The sequence below is a fragment of the Algoriphagus limi genome (assembly GCF_024919275.1).
Lineage (GTDB): Bacteria > Bacteroidota > Bacteroidia > Cytophagales > Cyclobacteriaceae > Algoriphagus > Algoriphagus limi.
The window spans coordinates 1,379,111-1,394,876 of sequence record NZ_JANWGH010000001.1; the positions used below are offsets into that span (position 1 = coordinate 1,379,111).

Here is a 15,766-nt window from a genome sequence, read left to right on the forward strand (position 1 = left end):
AGTATCTGGGTTTATTGATTCACTTTCCAAACATGCTCATCCGTATCGAGCAATTCCTTTCCCCAAACGGGCAGTTCTGCTTTGATTCGCTCCACTAATTCATCACAGGCATCCATTGCTGCTCTTCTATGCTTGGATGAGGTAAAGACAAAAAGACAAAGCTGGCCTACTTCTACCCTTCCCAAACTGTGATATATATGCATACAGGTTAGCGGGTATTTCGCAAAGATATCTTCCCGGATTTCAAAGGCTTTTTGAAGAGCCATCTCCTCATAAGCTGTGTACTCGATCGCTACTACCGTTCCATTCTCCTTTTGGTCTTTTCTGACCTGTCCTAAAAAAATCGAATGTCCGCCGATGTCAGTTTTGCTTTGATGATTGGCAACAGATTGTGCTATTTTTTCAGGACTAATCGGTCCTTGGACAAAAATATTTTTAGGAGTTCGTTGTTTTTCCATGTTCATCTATCTTTGTAATTGCTTGAATTCCCCCACGGATTGAAAATACCGATTTTTGAGGAAAATCTTTTTGCCAAAGGCGAACGGCCTTAAGACTTCGAACACCACTTTGACAAAAGAAATAAATCAAATTCTTTTCGTTAATGAGATCACAATTTTCTTCCAATTTGGAAAAAGGGATTAAGACTGGATTCCATTGATCAAGTTTGGGTAATTCTTCGGGTTCCCGTAAATCCACCAAAACAGCTTCGGAAGAAATTTGGGAAGGTATATCATTCCAAGATACTTCAGGAAGACCACCACACACCAATTCATAATCAGTTCTTGAAAGCTCTTCCAGGCTTTTTGGAATCATCTGTTTCACTTTCAGATTTGGTCTTATCTGAACTTCATAAAAGCTCGCTGTCTTTGCCTGATAAAAAAGCACTCGGTTCTTTAATGGACTACCAAATCCTGTCAAAACCTTTACAGCTTCCATAGCCATTAAATTCCCAATGATTCCAGGCAGCACACCGATCACACCTGTTTCTGAGCAATTGGGAACTTCATCCGCTTGAGGGGGATTAGGGAAAATATCCCGGTAGTTACAGGAATCTTCTCCCAAATTGAAAACAGAAACCTGTCCTTCATGCTGAAAAATTGCTCCAAAAACCAAGGGTTTATTTAGCAATACACAGGCATCATTGATCAAATATCGAGTGGGAAAATTATCTGATCCATCGATCACCAAATCATAGTGTTGAATTAAATCAACCACATTCTCAGAGGTAATAAAAGTGACTGTTTCTGAAATTGAGCAGTCCGGATATTGAGAACGCAAAAAATTGGCAGTTACTTCAGCTTTGTTTTTCCCTACATCATTTACACCGTATAAAACCTGCCGGTTGAGATTTGAAATAGCCACTTGATCACCATCGACTATTCCAATTTTCCCCACTCCCATAGCGGCCAAATAAAGTAAAATAGGCGAACCTAATCCTCCAGCACCCACGACTAAAACCGAGGAATTTCGAAGTTTTTCCTGTCCCTCTACCCCGAATTCGGGAACCAGTCGCTGTCTTTCAAATCGATCAGACATTAGCCTCCTGAGAATGGTGGTAATAGAGCAACTTCAGCTCCTTCCGGAATTTTTTCATCCCCCTGAGCAAGTTGCTGATTGACGGCAATAGAAAATTTCATGGATTGTAGCTTAGGAAATTGAGAGTACAAAAACTCCTTTAATCGCTCTGTAGAATCCAACTGATCCAAGACCAATTCAGACTGCCCAATTTCTTCGGCAATCATTCCAAATGTCCTAATCCGAATTTTTTGATCCATCTGCTAAAGTTACGGCCTTTAGCAGGAATGCCCAAGAAAGAAACTGGCTAAACCTAGTTTCTATTAAAACGATTTTTCTTGTTTTACTTTCTTAAGACGTTAAAAACCCAAATTTTTTATAATTATCTAGATTTATAAAAACGGCCATTAGAGCCAATAAAGGCATATTTATCCGACAGCAAACGACTACTTCCGGATACAAACGGATACAAACGACTGATTCCCGACTTCGCTCTGAGCCCTGTTGCAACTTTGGATCATCAAGTTTTTCCTCTGGCGGAAACGAACAAAAAAAATTTCTAACCAAAACACACGTAATCATGAACACGCTAAGAAACAAAGTTCAACTAATCGGTCGCATGGGCGACAACATCGAAGTAAAAACTCTAGAGTCCGGATCTAAGATCGGAAAGGTAAGTCTCGCGACTAATGAAACTTACAAGAATCAGCAAGGTGAGAAAGTCACTGAAACCACCTGGCACAATTTGGTGATCTGGGGAAAGCAAGCGGAGCTTTTGGAGAAGTATACTTCCAAAGGATCAGAAATCGCGATTGAGGGAAAAATTTCTAACCGCAGCTACACGGATAAGGACGGTATTAAGCGCTACATTACCGAAATCGTAGTTCATGATTTCCTTTTCATGGGAAGTGCCAAAAATCAAGAAAATGGTGCAGTGACTGAAGAAGCTGATCTTCCTTTCTAAAAAGTCACTTTGAGACTTCTAGACTAACCTTTTCAGGCACCAAAACCTGAAAAAGAAAAACCCCCGAGGACATTGTCCCGGGGGTTTTGTTTTAAAAAACCACCAACCTTAAATCAATCATGTTTTAATTTTTAACCTTACGGAACTTCATATTTACCTTATCGGCCAATAAATACATAACTGGTACGATCACTAACGTAAGAAATGTAGCAAAGGTTAACCCAAATATTACTGTCCAGGCCATTGGTCCCCAGAAATCTGCATTGTCCCCTCCCACATAAAATTGTGGGTCAAAAGAACTCAACAAGGAACCGAAATTGATATTCATTCCGATGGCTAATGGAATCAATCCAAGCACTGTGGTAATTGCTGTTAAAAGCACTGGACGAAGTCGAGTCTTTCCAGATTCAACGATACTTCCGACCAAATCATTATAGGAAAGGAATTCATCTGCACCAATTCCTAAAGACTCTCGTTTTCTCGCTCTAACCAAGTTGGTATAGTCTATCAAAACGATGGCATTATTTACAACGACACCCGCCAAAGAGATAATACCTATACCCGTCATGATGACTACGAAATCCATATTGAAAATCACCAAACCAAGGAATACTCCAATAGTACTCAAGACCACCGAAGCCATAATGATAAACGGCGTAGTCACGGAGTTAAACTGGGCAACGATGATCAAGAAAATAAGAGATACTGCAATTGCTAGCGCACGCACCAAGAACTCCATGGATTTTACCTGCTCTTCTTGTTCTCCTGTAAACTTGACAGTGATTCCATCAGGGACATCGTATCCAGCCAAATATTCCCGGATAGAGTTGTTGATTTCGGTAGCGTTATAACCATCCAATACATTGGAGTAAATAGTTACCGCTTTCTCCAAATCCTTACGCTTCACAGAACCATAAGTCGAACTGAATTTAACATCAGCCACAGCTGAAACAGGAACTTCCCGCTTCGTTCCAAACTTATCTCGGAAGCCAATTTTCTTATTGACCAAGGCATCGATATTATATCGATACTCTTCATCCAAACGAAGTTGGATAGGATAATCATCCTCCCCTTCCTTAAACTTGGATACTTCCAAGCCGAATAGGGATGTTCGTAATTCTGTTGCGATAGTCGAGGTAGATAACCCAAATCGACGCGCTTTATCACGGTCAATATCTACGATCAACTCAGGACTTCCCAAAGAAAGGTCTGTCTTAAGTTCTTCAATACCAGGGATATTCTTACTATTTATAAATTCCAAGGTCTGATTCACATAAGTAATCAACTGGTCATAATCTTCCCCTGAAAATTCAATATTGATTGGTTTACCAACCGGCGGACCAGCCCGCTGCTTATCAACAGTAATCAATACCCCAGGATAGTTCTCCGCCAATTCACGGATTTTCTCCATGGCTTGATTGGTGTTGATTCCCTGACGCTCAATATAATCCACGAAACCAATCGTGATTTTTGCCTTGTGAGGAGTGGCTTGTCCAGAATTACCTTCTGTTGGGTCACCGGTTCCCTCACCTACCTGAGAAATCATGGAATCGATGATGTCCTGATAATCCTTCAACACATTCGCTACCTGATCTTCAAATTCATCCACAAATTCATTAGTCGCTTCGATATCCGTTCCAATTGGGAATTCTACATAGACGTTGACCAATTGTGGCTGATTATCTGGGAAGAACAATACCTTAGGCGCTCTGACGAAATAAAGGGAAACTGATAGAATCAGTAGAATATTTACTCCAAAAAAGAAGAAATAAGGATTTTTCCCTCTAAGAGCAAAGTTCAAAGTTTGTTCATAAGCATTCTCTAATCGAACCAAAAAGACGGTTTGGAACCATTTAATCGCTCCTCTAAGAAGAAACACATTGAATAAAGTCAAAATAGAGGCAACCAAAGCAAGAGACCCCATGGCAGTCCACCCAGTCAAATAGAAAAGGGTAGAAAGGATCAAAAATGCACCGGCAACAGTAATCGGTTTTCTTTTTGACTTTACCTTATTTACATCTTCCACTTTCATGAACATGGAGGTGAAAACAGGATTGATCACCAATGCCACAAAAAGTGAAGATGAAAGTACAATGATCAGGGTGATTGGAAGATATTTCATGAAATCTCCAATCGTATCCTCCCAGAAGGCCAATGGCAAGAAGGCAGCTAGTGTGGTAGCTGTAGATGTAATAATTGGCCAGGCCACTTCTCCCACTCCTTCTTTTGCGGCTCGCATTGGGGATTTTCCTTCCGACATCAATCGGTAGATATTTTCTACTACCACAATTCCATTATCCACCAACATCCCCAAAGCCAATATCAGTGAGAAAAGAACCATTAAGTTTAAGGTGATTCCAAAGGAATTAAGTACCAAAAAGGAGATAAACATAGACAAAGGAATCGCTGAACCCACAAAAAGGGCATTTCGGAATCCCAAGAAAAACATCAAAACCAAAACCACCAGAATCACCCCAAAGATGATGGAGTTTTCCAAGTCATTTACCTGAGTTCGAGTAGTCTTACTTTGATCATTATTGATGGTAATTTCCAAATCCGGTGGAAAACGATTCGCTTTTGTCTCGTCAATGATTTGCTTGATTTGGTCGGCAGCGTTCAATAGGTTTTCACCACTTCGCTTCACCACGTTGATGGTTACTACAGGAAGGTTTTTCATCCGAGCATAAGAACTTCTGTCTTTGTAGGTATCCTTGACCTCAGCCACATCGCGGAGATAGACGATTTTTTCATTGTCGGTTTTGACAATTACATCTAGAATATCCATCGGGTCGGTAAATTCACCATCCACCCGCAAGGTTCTCTGAAAATCACCCCCACGAATGCTACCTCCTGAAATGGTTACATTCTCTGATCGAACTGCATTCGCAATATCATCAAAGGTCACACCTACCGACTCCATTTTATAAGGATCGGCATTGATCTGAATTTCCCGCTCTACGGTACCAGCCAAGTCTGCTTTTGAAATTTCTGGAAGCTTCTCGATTTCATCTTCCAAATACTCTCCAAATTTCTTCAGTTCAGCTTCAGAGTAATTTCCCGAGATATTCACGTTCATAATCGGGAAATCCGAAGTATTGATTTCTAAGACATTTGGATCCTGATCCAAGTCTGAAGGTAATTCACTCTTAGACTTATCAACTGCATCCTTTACGTCCTGAATAGCCTTAGAAATCTCTACTCCTGGGTTAAACTCCACGACAATGGAAGAGAAATCCTGAACGGATGTGGATTTGATATCCTTGACGTCATTTAATGATTTGAGTTCCTTCTCAATCGGACGAGTGATTAGGTTTTCCATATCCACCGGCGAGTTACCAGGATATGGTGTTCCCACATAGACAGTAGGAATTACTACTTCTGGAAAACTCTCCTTGGGCATGGTCCGATAGGCTCCCAATCCCAAGACGGTAATAATCAGTGTTAGAATGACCACTGAGGTGGAATTATCCACACTCATACTGGTCAAACCAAACTCTCTTGTTGTTTTTGGACTTGATTGTTCGGCCATGACTTACTGCTGTGCAATAGTTACGTTGAAATTATCCCCTACCTCGCGGAATCCTTTATCCACCAATTTTTCCTCACCTGTTAGGCCTTCCAAAACCTCAGTAAGTTGTTGGAAAGTCTTTCCTCTCTGAATGTAAGTTTTGACCGCTTTTCCATCTCGAACGACAAAGACATAGTCACCTCTATTATCACTTAAAACCAATTTGGAAGGTACTACCACTGCTTCTGGATTTTCATAATCCTTAATATCCAAAATAGCCAGCATATTAGGCTTTACTAGGTCCATCTTTGGAAGGTACACCTCCACTTTGAAGGTTCTGTTGTTTGGGTTGATAATAGCACCAACAGCTGAAACTCGAGTTTCGATTTCTTTCCCTATGGACGGGAAACTTACACGTACAGAGTCACCTTTTCCCAAAACTCCTACATAAGCTTCGGAAATATCTGCTTCAATAAAGAGATCACTTTCTCCTACAAACTGGAACATTGGAGATCCTGGTTGTACTAATTCACCCAATCGAACGGTTACTGTTTCAACAGTACCATCGAAAGGCGCCTTCACGATAGATTTATCCAGTTGGGTTTTCAAAGAGGCTAGGCTTCGCTCAAGACCTTCTTTTCTGTTTTTGGCTTCTAAGTACTGGACCTCAGTTCCAATTTCCTGCTCCCACAATCTCTTTTGCTTTTCAAAAAGCGTATTTGCCAAACTCAATGAATTTTCAACTTCATCGATATTTCGCTGAATTACCTCAGCATCGATTCTAGCCAAGATTTCGCCTTTTTTGACGCGCATTCCCTCCATTGCAGGAATTTCTAAAACCTGACCTGCTGTCTCGGCTGAAATACTCACGTTCTTTTTGGATAAGACAGAACCTGTCACTTCCACAAAATGCTCAAAGCGCTCTTTTTTAGTATCTGCTGTGGTGATCAAAACAGACTTTTGATTTTGCTTCGCAAATTCAGGATCCAATTGCATAAGTTCTGCCTCCAAGACCCGAATGTCTCCATTCAATTCAACCACTTGAGCCTTCAACTCCTCCAGTTTCGCTTTTTTAGCATCCACTGATTCATCCTCCGCACAAGCAAAACTCATTACTAGAGCAAATGTGATGGGTAAAAATCTCAAAATTGTTTTCATGTGTTTGATTTATAATTTCCCGGAAGGAAAGGTGTTGGTTTAGTTTATTAAATCGTTTTTCAATATTCCTAAGGCTTTTTCCAAATCCACTTTGGCTACTAATCCATCATAAAGGGCAGTTAGATAGTTGATTTCTGCCTCAATAAGAGCTGCATCGGCTTCCACTACTTCCAAATTGGATCCGACACCCTCTTGGTATTTGATTTTGGCTATGTCATATACCTCACGAGCCAAATCAAGATTTTCCCGCTGTACCCGAAGGATATTCAACTCGTTTCGAAGATTAGACTTAGCTGTATAAACCTCATTTTTAATGCTTTCTCTCAAGAAAAATCTTTGATTCTCTAATTGCTGAAGTTGAACTCGGTTTTGCTGAATCCTTGCGCTTTTTAATAGACCATCAAAAATTGGGATTTGCATACTTACTCCAAGCAAGGAGCTACCAAACCAATTCTGCTTGTCATAAACAGTATTAAAGGTATTTCCGGCACCGGATCGAATACCATTTGCCACAAAGTCGATCGTTGGCATATATTGAGATTGGTTGTTTTTCAAATCCAGTTTGACCAATTCCAAATTGGTATTCAACTGAGAAACTTCCACTCTCTCCATTCCTTCTTCTAATAAAAGCGCATTGATTTCGTCGATCGGATTCAACTCTGCCAAAGTCTCAGAAAGTACCACATCATACTCCATAGGAAGCCCCATTTGTAGCTTTAGGATTTGCTCACTAATCTCCAATGCTGTCCGGCTTCTTTCTAATTGAGAGTAGGTATTGTTTCGCTGAACTTGAATTCTAGAAACATCTACCTTTTCAGCAAACCCAGCTTCATTCAATGATCTGGTTTCTGCTAATAAGGTATCAATTCGAGATAGGTTCGCTTCAGCAAGACGAATCCGCTCTTGATTTACTAGAACCCCGAAATAAGCTTTCTTTACTGCCTCGATGGCATCATTTTCAGTTTTGATTTTATCCAAGTCAGTCAACTCCCGATAGGTCTTGGCTGCCCGAAGACCAACGAAAAAGGAACCGTCAAAAATCATCTGGCGAACATTCACTCCCAGACTGGATTGGAAACTCACCCCAAATCTTGCCGGAATCACATCTCCAGGAATACTTGGATCACCAAAAGGAGGCTGATTAGGTAGAAAGACAACAGGAATAGATGGATTGTAATTCAGGTCAAAATTCCCTGTGATTTGAGGAAGTCCGGATGCAGTGGTCTCCTTGATAGTTGCCTTGGCAATCAAGGTTTCCAGCTGTGCATTCTTGACGTCAATGTTGTTTTCCAAGGTGAAAGTCAATGCTTCCTCCAAGGTCAATTCAACAATCTCCTGTGATTGAGCCTGATATGCCAGACCTAAACCAAAAAAGAATAGAATGAATATTTTTTTCATTTCAATGAGATTCAATTAGTATGTTCTTGCTGAGTTTTATAAGCTTCCCGTCCCTTTTCTGTGAATATTCCGTGGAGAAAATGATCCATCATTTCCAATTGGATCTTGACGATATCATAATTTGCATCTTGGAAATTTGTAGAATCCATTGCGCTAGTGATTTGATCTACTCGGATTCTGGCCAAAATCGGTACTTCTATTTCCTTCCTGAAATAGCCCAACTTTTTGCCTCGTTCAAGGATCTCCATCATCTGAGAAAGAATCACTTCCTCTTTATGATGAACAAATATTTGCCAAGCATCAGGAAAATATTTCTGAACTTCCATAATGGTGATTGGATTGATGGACTGCAAACGCTCGCGCATCATCCGAGATAAATGAACTAAGGTTTCGATCACCTGATCATCCGAACCATTCATTAAAGCCTCAATATTATTTTGGTCGTGCTTCAAAATCTGGTCGAAAGCAATCTTCACCAACTCCTTTTTGTCAGAAAATTCCTGATAGAGCGTTTTCTTTGATATTCCCAAATGCCTGGCAATATCATCCATGGTGACACTTCGGACCCCATACTTTGAGAACTGCTCTATCGCCGCTTCCAATATTTTTTCGCGCATGGCTACTTTTCTCTTTAGGCCGACAAAACTATGGAAACGATTAGAATGTTCAAAGTTTCCAAAGTTTTTTTTGAAATTTTATTTCGTGAGCAATTATCAAAAAATCATTAAAACGTTCGGTTTCGAACAAAAATGTATTTTTGTAATACAAAATTTTGTACTCTAAGTTTTTTGAAATAGGAAATTTGATTTTTTATAATTTTAGTGCTGCTTTTTAACTTTTCGATGAAATTCAGCCAAAATCCATTCGGAAAACTCCATTACCAAATCGAAGGTAAGGGAGAAGAAACCGTGCTCCTTTTTCATGGGTTCGGGCAGAGTATGGAGGACATGAAGCCTTTCAGCCAAATTCGAAAACCAAATCAACGCTTCATTTACATAGACATTTTTTACCATGGAAAAAGTCAATGGTTTGATTCGAAAAAACCGCTTTCAAAAAATACCTGGAAAGCATTCATCCAAAAACTTAAGCAGGAAATAGGTTTTCAAAATTTTCATCTAATCGGATACAGTATGGGTGGAAAGTTTGCCCTACTTACTTTTGAATTATTTAATAGAGAAGCTCAAAGCCTGACCCTACTTGCTCCAGATGGAATTAAAACAGGACTATGGTATAGCATCTCCAGCTATCCGGGCTCTTTTCATGGAGTATTCAAAGGTGTGATTTTCAAGCCTCACTTATTTTTTGGATTGATGAATGGTCTGAATTCAGCAGGATTACTCGAAAGCAGTATTGTGAAATTTGTGCAAACCCAAATGGAAACCCGCTCCAAACGGGCTCAGGTATACTTTACTTGGAGAGTTTTCGGTGGAATTCACTTGCATTTAGGAAAAATTATTCGTCAGGCTAAAAAAAATAAGACTCCAATCAAGCTATTCATCGGAGAATACGATAAGATGATAACCCATGAAAATTTGAACCGATTTTCGTCCAAAATCCCTCAAATACAAGAAGTGATTTTACCTGTTGGCCATGGGCAATTAATTACAAAAACGGTGGAATATCTCAAAAAAGAGTCTTCTTAATTTTCCTTTCTCCGTACGATCAGATACCAATCCCCATCCAAGGGCAGGTAGCCATAATCATAGCAAAAGTGGTAAATGCTCCCCTTCTTGGTCTCAATGGTATGCGTCTGATACTGAAAATCAAACCCTTCTCTGAGCAATCTATCTTTGGTAGTCTTCGCCATATCCTCACCGGAAGGAATGAAGGATTCTAAAATATTCCGATTCTTCTTGATCTTATGATTGATCCGTCGGATAAAATTACTATTGTCGGCATACTGCTTATAGTTGTAATTATTCCGACACTGATCATCACAAAATTTCTTATCGGAACGCCCTTGCAAAGGTGCTCCACAATTCAAACAAGTCTTTTTCTCCATGATTTAAAAAGTTTGTTTGAATTTATAAAATTAGTTGAAAAATACAAACAACTATTTCCTTGCTACTAAGCGAATGACCGAAGAAAGCCCAAGATGAAAATCCCCTTCCATCATCTCAGTTACCGTCTTTTCAAAATACAACCAGTCCAACTGACCAAAATCCCGGTCTAATTCTTCCTTGGAAAAAAGCATATTGACATCTTTTGGCCCTCCCGCTTTTGGATTGATCGAGTTGTACTTCAAATGCTCTTTTGAGAAAGCCTCCAAAATCAAAGTGCCTCCCGGCTTTAGCAACCGAAGCAGATTTTGATGCAAAGAGTGGCGAACTTCTCCAGGAAAATGCGCAAAAATCAAGACTAAGAGATCAAAACTTTCAGCTTCAAAATTCATTTGCTCCAACGTTCCAACCTGATAATGGATTGTTACGTTCCGCTCTGCAGCCAATCGCTCTGCTTTCTTTTTCCCAGAATCACTAATATCAAAAGCATAAACTTCCCAACCATTCTCAGCTGCAAACACACTATTTCTCCCCTCTCCTTCTGCTGGAAAAAGTGCTTTCCCAGGTTTTAAATCGAGAAGTTTGGCTTGAAAAAAACGGTTAGGCTCTTTCCCATAAACATATTCTTCAGCAGCGTAGCGGTCATCCCAAAATTGCTTCATGATTTTAATTTTTGATAAGAAAGAAAATGGGGAACCGGAAAGTTCCCCATTCACTTAGCGTTTGAAAAGAATACGATCGAGATTGAAGGTATTCCAAATGGAAATTCCCGAATCTGTACGCAAAACGAAATACAAATCTTGAATTTCATTCGACTCCTGCAAATTGACAGTTACTGGGAAATATCCGCTTTGATTCCCTTGCTGCAGTTCTCTAGTCTTACCTAGAATTGGTCCCTCGGGGCTTCCTGTCCGAATTTCTAATACGCCTTTGATTCCCGCTGGATTTACCCAAAGTTGCAATTGCTTGATTCCAGTTAGATCGATTTGATCGAATGCTATCCAAGAATCCTTTTCCGTATAACGGATAAAATTCAAACCATTCGCATTGGCTTTGGCAGTATTTTCAAATCGGTCAGCGGTGAAGGCTTTTATCATTGGATTTCGTAAGACAAACTGATCATTGCCTCGCAAAGGATCCATGCCATTCGCTCCTTGATCGGTATAATTTGCCTGAATCAAATAATATCCTTCAGAGTTTTCAGTTGGATCAATTTTGAAAGTGCCAGAAAGCGGTAATTTTTCTTTTCCAAAATCAGGATCTTCCAAGCCCAAAATAAAATCAACCATTTGAGATACTTGATCCTCTGGAAGGTGAGTATGTCCCGGCATGATTCGCTCACCCCATACACCTCCACCTCCATTGCGGATTTTATCAATTAAATATGCTTTTGCCTCGCCTTGGCCTTTATACTTAGAGGAAACATCTCGATAAGTAGGCCCGACGGATTCATTTTCGATGGCGTGACAGGCTTTACAACCGGCTTGGGTAATGAAGTTTTCACCTACGGAAACTTGCTCTTCTTGATGACCTGCTTGAATTAAATCATAGCCTCCGGCAATGAAATCGATGGTAAAATCAATTTGATCGGAATCAATACTTCCATCTTCTTTATCTGAAACTTGAACTGAGTAAGGAACCTCATCATTTTCGAAATAGAAACTGCGATTTCCATTCCATTGAATTGAAACCTCTGGCCTTTCATTACCCACTTGGATTTCCAAGGAAGCATTGGCTTGCTTTCCTTCCAAATCTTTCACAGTCAACACTACCTGATAAGATCCCGGAGAATCAAAAGTGTGACTAGGGTTAGGGTCAAAAACTTCAGAGCAACCATCCCCAAAATCCCAAGAATAAGTCAAACTGTCCTGAGGATCAAAATCAATGGAACCTTCTGAGGAAAACCGGACAGAAAGCGGAGCAGCTCCAGTACGCTGACTGGCTGAAGCTTTAGCAACAGGCTGGCGATTCCCCGGTGCAAATTCGATTTTATACAAGCCAGAATCATCGTTTTGAGCTCTCCAATAGGTTCCATATTCCAAAACATAAAGCGAACCGTCTTTTGCGAATTGCATATCAATGGGCTTCACAAATTGAGTAGAAGGCATAAAACGCTCCATGGTATCGTACTCAAAATTCTCTGTAAGATTCACCGTAAAAACCCAATTTCGCATCCAATCGAAGATGAATAATTTTCCATTGTAATAGCCAGGAAATCGAACATCCGACTTATCATAGTCTTCTCGGTAATAAACAGGTCCTGCCATGGCATTCCTACCTCCTGTCTCTAGCATGGGGAATTCCACGGATTCATCATAGGGGTACCAAATCAAAGCTGGCTGAGCTGGTGGCAGTTGTTCTAATCCTGTATTGTTTGGAGAAGTATTAATCGGAGCTGCAGGATCAAATTCAAATAAGCTTTCCTGCGTAGCAAAGTCATACTTCCAATAAGGCTTGTTATTCCCCACGAAATAGGGCCAACCGTAAAAGCCTGGTTTTCGAGCCAAATTGATTTCATCATGACCCTTTGGGCCTCGTCTTGCAGAATCCACTGAAGCATCTGGACCCACTTCTCCCCAAAAAAGATTGCCATTATGCTGATCCAAGGATATCCGATAAGGGTTCCGATTACCCATCACATAGATTTCAGGTCGGGTATTGGGTGTTCCGGGAGGAAATAAATTTCCTTCAGGAATGCTGTAAGTTCCATCTGGCTCAGGTTTAATTCGAATAATCGCTCCCCGCAAATCATTGGTATTCCCTGAGGTCTTTTGTGCATCTACATTGGCAGGTCTATCCTGACGCTCGTCGATAGGATTGTAGTTATCAGATTCAAAGGGTGTGGTATCGTCTCCAGTAGAAAGGTATAGCAAGCCATTGGCATCAAACTCGATAGAGCCACCAGAATGACAGCAACCTCTAAAAACGGGGATTTCTAAAATCACCTTTTCAGATGCTAAATCCAGCCGGTTTTCCTTAAACTCAAACCGGGAAAGCCGATTGACATCCGGAGAATAATCTAAAGGTGCATAGTAAAGGTAAATCCAGTGGTTCTGATTGAAATTAGGGTCTTTTGCCAAACCCAGTAAACCATCTTCATGCTCCAAGTAGACATTCAATTCCCCTACCACGGTGGTTTCCCCAGTAGCTGCTTCGTACAATTTCAACTTCCCTGCCCGCTCAATAAAAAGTACATCCCCGTTATCCATAACCTCCAGCTCCATGGGTTCATTGAGTTTTTCAACGAGGGATATTTTGGTAAATCGACTTTCATCAGGTTTGATAGTCGCAAAAGGATCAACGTCTTTTGGGGTACAGCTCCAAATCATTCCCCAGCACACGATAAGTGCCAAAGACAAGCGATTTTTCATACGAAAGGCTTTTTAGGTTTATTGAGGGGATAAGATAGGAAGGAATCCCCAAAGGAATAAACCAATGGTGGAAATGGAGGAAATTGCCTTTGGCATATCACTCACTCATTAGCAAGCGATACCGCCATACTTCCCGAACTTGATCAATAGCTACCTCAAAAGGAGGGTAAATTGGGTTAGAGGAACAAAGTAAAAGTTGTTGATCAGTCTTGATCCGATTATAGGCGATTTTAAAAGTAACCCCATCCTGCTCGGTAACAATCACATAGCGATCCCCATCTTTAATCCCCATCCAATCATCCACATATTCACAGATAATCCATGCTCCATCGGGAATCGGCAACATGGAATCTCCGTCAACCTGAAATACTCGATGCTTCTTATCCGTAGGTAAAAAAGGCAAAGAAAAGCGAGGCAATTCAGAGATAAATTCAGGATCAGCAAAACCAGCCAAATAACTGGCCTTAGCCCGCTGGGAAACCACTTCAATCAGTTCTCTACCATCCGCATCCACTGTAGTAGAAAGAATCCTGAGTTTTCTTCCCCGGAGAAACTGATCTGTTTCCAGCAATTCCCGGAGTTTGTATTCGGAATAAGAAGACAAATCTTCTTTGATCAGAATATCCAGAGAAACCCCAAAATACTCGGAGAATTTGACCAGAATATCCAAGGGAGGAGTAATGGTCAATTCGTATCCCGCCAATTTCGAGCGGGAAATCGACAACCTATCTGCCAGTTCCTGCTGGGTTAAGTTTTTCTTTTTTCGGAGGAATTTGAGATTTGTATTAAGAAGCATGTTTTTTAAACTTTTCTAGAATGACAATTGGTAAGATATTCTTTAAGATAGCTACGCAGATACTTTGTTAAGATAGCCCTATGGGCAGATAGCATATCTCGCTGAACGAAGTGAAGCATATCTTTGGCGAAGCCATATCTCATCTTCCTTATTTCAAGATAGCTACGCAGATATTTTTTAAGATAGCCCTGCGAGCAGATAGACTACTTTGATAAGTCTTTATCTTTTGCGTCATAAGCAATTTTAATTTGATGGTTTAATTTGATCTGAAGCTCCTTTGATACAGTCTTGATTTCTTTGCATTCCTCTTCAGTTACAATTTTTCTCTCAAATCCCAAATCAATCCAATGTTCAACACTTTCTGATAGTGATGCTCTCGAGATATAGTAAAATCGAATTCTTTCTAAAAAATGGAATCTCGCATATCCTTCGGCGATATTGGCTCCCACAGAATCCATGGAACTTATCATTTGATTCCCCCAAGTTTTTCTCAATTGGTAATCTAACCTTTGATAAATGATCCAAGCTAACGCAGAAAGTCTCCTTGATAAAACATAGATATCAAGCTCTTTGAGAGGAATGTAATTTGATTTTTTACTACTCATGATCTCTTAAATTTTTTTTCTCACTGAACGAAGTGAAATATATCTAGCGTAGCCTATCTTCTTATCTCAAGACAGCTACGCAGATATTTTTAAAGATAGCTCTGCAGACAGATAGACTATCTCGCTGAACGAAGTGAAGCATATCTTTTTTACAATGACAACTTTCTAGCTAATCGATAGACTTCCAAGTCTCTAAGCGGTATAAATTTTCCCTTAGTCCCCATAACTTAACTAGTTACCAACAACTTTTTGATAATCCGATCTATCTAATTGTATTTCGTCGAGCGAAACGAGACATATTTCCATCGTATTTCGCAAAGCCTATTTCCACTTTATTTCACCGACCAAAGGGAGGTGTATTTCTATCATATTTCCTATCAGTATTATGACAACTTCCGCCACTCCCCTCTCCCAAATGTAAGAATATTGATTAAATTATAAACATTAAAAT

General features: G+C 40.2%; 14 protein-coding genes. 2 read left to right on the plus strand and 12 right to left on the minus strand.

Annotated elements, in window-relative coordinates; all coding sequences use genetic code 11:
* Window positions 1-11 precede the first annotated feature (11 nt).
* Genes NY014_RS05995 through NY014_RS06005 form a run of 3 tightly spaced genes read right to left on the minus strand, consistent with a single transcriptional unit; the run spans window position 12 to window position 1,775 of the window.
* The gene (locus NY014_RS05995; protein WP_259413650.1) at window positions 12-458 is read right to left on the minus strand and encodes a molybdenum cofactor biosynthesis protein MoaE; all 447 of its coding nucleotides are present in this window, start codon (window positions 456-458) and stop codon (window positions 12-14) included.
* Window positions 436-1,536 carry a HesA/MoeB/ThiF family protein gene (locus NY014_RS06000; protein ID WP_259413651.1) on the minus strand — a complete coding sequence of 367 codons (1,101 nt, stop codon included), beginning with the start codon at window positions 1,534-1,536 and terminating at the stop codon, window positions 436-438. Before NY014_RS06000 ends, NY014_RS05995 begins: the two co-directional genes overlap by 23 nt.
* Window positions 1,536-1,775, minus strand: coding sequence for a MoaD/ThiS family protein (locus tag NY014_RS06005; protein WP_259413652.1), 240 nt, complete (start codon window positions 1,773-1,775; stop codon window positions 1,536-1,538). The genes NY014_RS06000 and NY014_RS06005 overlap by 1 nt, the downstream gene beginning before the upstream one ends.
* Before the next feature lie 320 nt (window positions 1,776-2,095).
* Between NY014_RS06005 and NY014_RS06010 the strand changes: the two genes are divergently transcribed.
* Window positions 2,096-2,479 carry a single-stranded DNA-binding protein gene (locus NY014_RS06010; protein ID WP_259413653.1) on the plus strand — a complete coding sequence of 128 codons (384 nt, stop codon included), beginning with the start codon at window positions 2,096-2,098 and terminating at the stop codon, window positions 2,477-2,479.
* A gap of 124 nt (window positions 2,480-2,603) precedes the next feature.
* On the opposite strand, the gene NY014_RS06015 is transcribed toward NY014_RS06010, so the two are convergent.
* The 4 genes from NY014_RS06015 to NY014_RS06030 are packed head-to-tail and all read right to left on the minus strand — an operon-like array spanning window position 2,604 to window position 9,160.
* The gene (locus tag NY014_RS06015) at window positions 2,604-6,008 is read right to left on the minus strand and encodes an efflux RND transporter permease subunit (protein WP_259413654.1); all 3,405 of its coding nucleotides are present in this window, start codon (window positions 6,006-6,008) and stop codon (window positions 2,604-2,606) included.
* 3 nt (window positions 6,009-6,011) lie between these two features.
* A complete protein-coding gene (locus tag NY014_RS06020; RefSeq protein ID WP_259413655.1) occupies window positions 6,012-7,145 on the minus strand; it encodes an efflux RND transporter periplasmic adaptor subunit in 1,134 nt (377 codons plus the stop codon).
* Window positions 7,146-7,184: 39 nt separating this feature from the next.
* Entirely contained in the window at window positions 7,185-8,543 is a 1,359-nt protein-coding gene (locus NY014_RS06025; RefSeq protein WP_259413656.1) for a TolC family protein, read from the minus strand.
* Window positions 8,544-8,554: 11 nt separating this feature from the next.
* Entirely contained in the window at window positions 8,555-9,160 is a 606-nt protein-coding gene (locus tag NY014_RS06030; protein ID WP_259413657.1) for a TetR/AcrR family transcriptional regulator, read from the minus strand.
* Between the two features lie 225 nt (window positions 9,161-9,385).
* On the opposite strand from NY014_RS06030, the gene NY014_RS06035 reads away from it, so the two are divergent.
* Complete coding sequence (locus NY014_RS06035; RefSeq protein WP_259413658.1) at window positions 9,386-10,186, plus strand: alpha/beta fold hydrolase; 801 nt, start codon at window positions 9,386-9,388, stop codon at window positions 10,184-10,186.
* On the opposite strand, the gene NY014_RS06040 is transcribed toward NY014_RS06035, so the two are convergent.
* From NY014_RS06040 to NY014_RS06060, 5 genes are all read right to left on the minus strand, one after another.
* Window positions 10,183-10,545, minus strand: coding sequence for a DUF2116 family Zn-ribbon domain-containing protein (locus NY014_RS06040; RefSeq protein WP_135073439.1), 363 nt, complete (start codon window positions 10,543-10,545; stop codon window positions 10,183-10,185). The two genes, NY014_RS06035 and NY014_RS06040, sit on opposite strands and share 4 nt — an antisense overlap.
* Before the next feature lie 51 nt (window positions 10,546-10,596).
* Entirely contained in the window at window positions 10,597-11,205 is a 609-nt protein-coding gene (locus NY014_RS06045; RefSeq protein WP_259413660.1) for a class I SAM-dependent methyltransferase, read from the minus strand.
* Between the two features lie 54 nt (window positions 11,206-11,259).
* A complete protein-coding gene (locus NY014_RS06050; RefSeq protein WP_259413661.1) occupies window positions 11,260-13,914 on the minus strand; it encodes a PQQ-dependent sugar dehydrogenase in 2,655 nt (884 codons plus the stop codon).
* Between the two features lie 97 nt (window positions 13,915-14,011).
* Complete coding sequence (locus tag NY014_RS06055) at window positions 14,012-14,710, minus strand: XRE family transcriptional regulator (RefSeq protein WP_259413662.1); 699 nt, start codon at window positions 14,708-14,710, stop codon at window positions 14,012-14,014.
* 203 nt (window positions 14,711-14,913) lie between these two features.
* Window positions 14,914-15,315 carry a four helix bundle protein gene (locus NY014_RS06060; RefSeq protein ID WP_259413664.1) on the minus strand — a complete coding sequence of 134 codons (402 nt, stop codon included), beginning with the start codon at window positions 15,313-15,315 and terminating at the stop codon, window positions 14,914-14,916.
* Between the last annotated feature and the right edge of the window lie 451 nt (window positions 15,316-15,766).

Bases quoted from the DNA above. Each gene is read 5' to 3' on its own strand.
- NY014_RS06035 (WP_259413658.1), top strand. From the start codon at position 9,386: ATGAAATTCAGCCAAAATCCATTCGGAAAACTCCATTACCAAATCGAA.
- NY014_RS06020 (WP_259413655.1), bottom strand. From the start codon at position 7,145: ATGAAAACAATTTTGAGATTTTTACCCATCACATTTGCTCTAGTAATG.
- NY014_RS06025 (WP_259413656.1), bottom strand. From the start codon at position 8,543: ATGAAAAAAATATTCATTCTATTCTTTTTTGGTTTAGGTCTGGCATAT.
- NY014_RS06055 (WP_259413662.1), bottom strand. From the start codon at position 14,710: ATGCTTCTTAATACAAATCTCAAATTCCTCCGAAAAAAGAAAAACTTA.
- NY014_RS06045 (WP_259413660.1), bottom strand. From the start codon at position 11,205: ATGAAGCAATTTTGGGATGACCGCTACGCTGCTGAAGAATATGTTTAT.
- NY014_RS06040 (WP_135073439.1), bottom strand. From the start codon at position 10,545: ATGGAGAAAAAGACTTGTTTGAATTGTGGAGCACCTTTGCAAGGGCGT.
- NY014_RS06060 (WP_259413664.1), bottom strand. From the start codon at position 15,315: ATGAGTAGTAAAAAATCAAATTACATTCCTCTCAAAGAGCTTGATATC.
- NY014_RS06010 (WP_259413653.1), top strand. From the start codon at position 2,096: ATGAACACGCTAAGAAACAAAGTTCAACTAATCGGTCGCATGGGCGAC.
- NY014_RS06000 (WP_259413651.1), bottom strand. From the start codon at position 1,536: ATGTCTGATCGATTTGAAAGACAGCGACTGGTTCCCGAATTCGGGGTA.
- NY014_RS05995 (WP_259413650.1), bottom strand. From the start codon at position 458: ATGGAAAAACAACGAACTCCTAAAAATATTTTTGTCCAAGGACCGATT.
- NY014_RS06050 (WP_259413661.1), bottom strand. From the start codon at position 13,914: ATGAAAAATCGCTTGTCTTTGGCACTTATCGTGTGCTGGGGAATGATT.
- NY014_RS06030 (WP_259413657.1), bottom strand. From the start codon at position 9,160: ATGCGCGAAAAAATATTGGAAGCGGCGATAGAGCAGTTCTCAAAGTAT.
- NY014_RS06015 (WP_259413654.1), bottom strand. From the start codon at position 6,008: ATGGCCGAACAATCAAGTCCAAAAACAACAAGAGAGTTTGGTTTGACC.
- NY014_RS06005 (WP_259413652.1), bottom strand. From the start codon at position 1,775: ATGGATCAAAAAATTCGGATTAGGACATTTGGAATGATTGCCGAAGAA.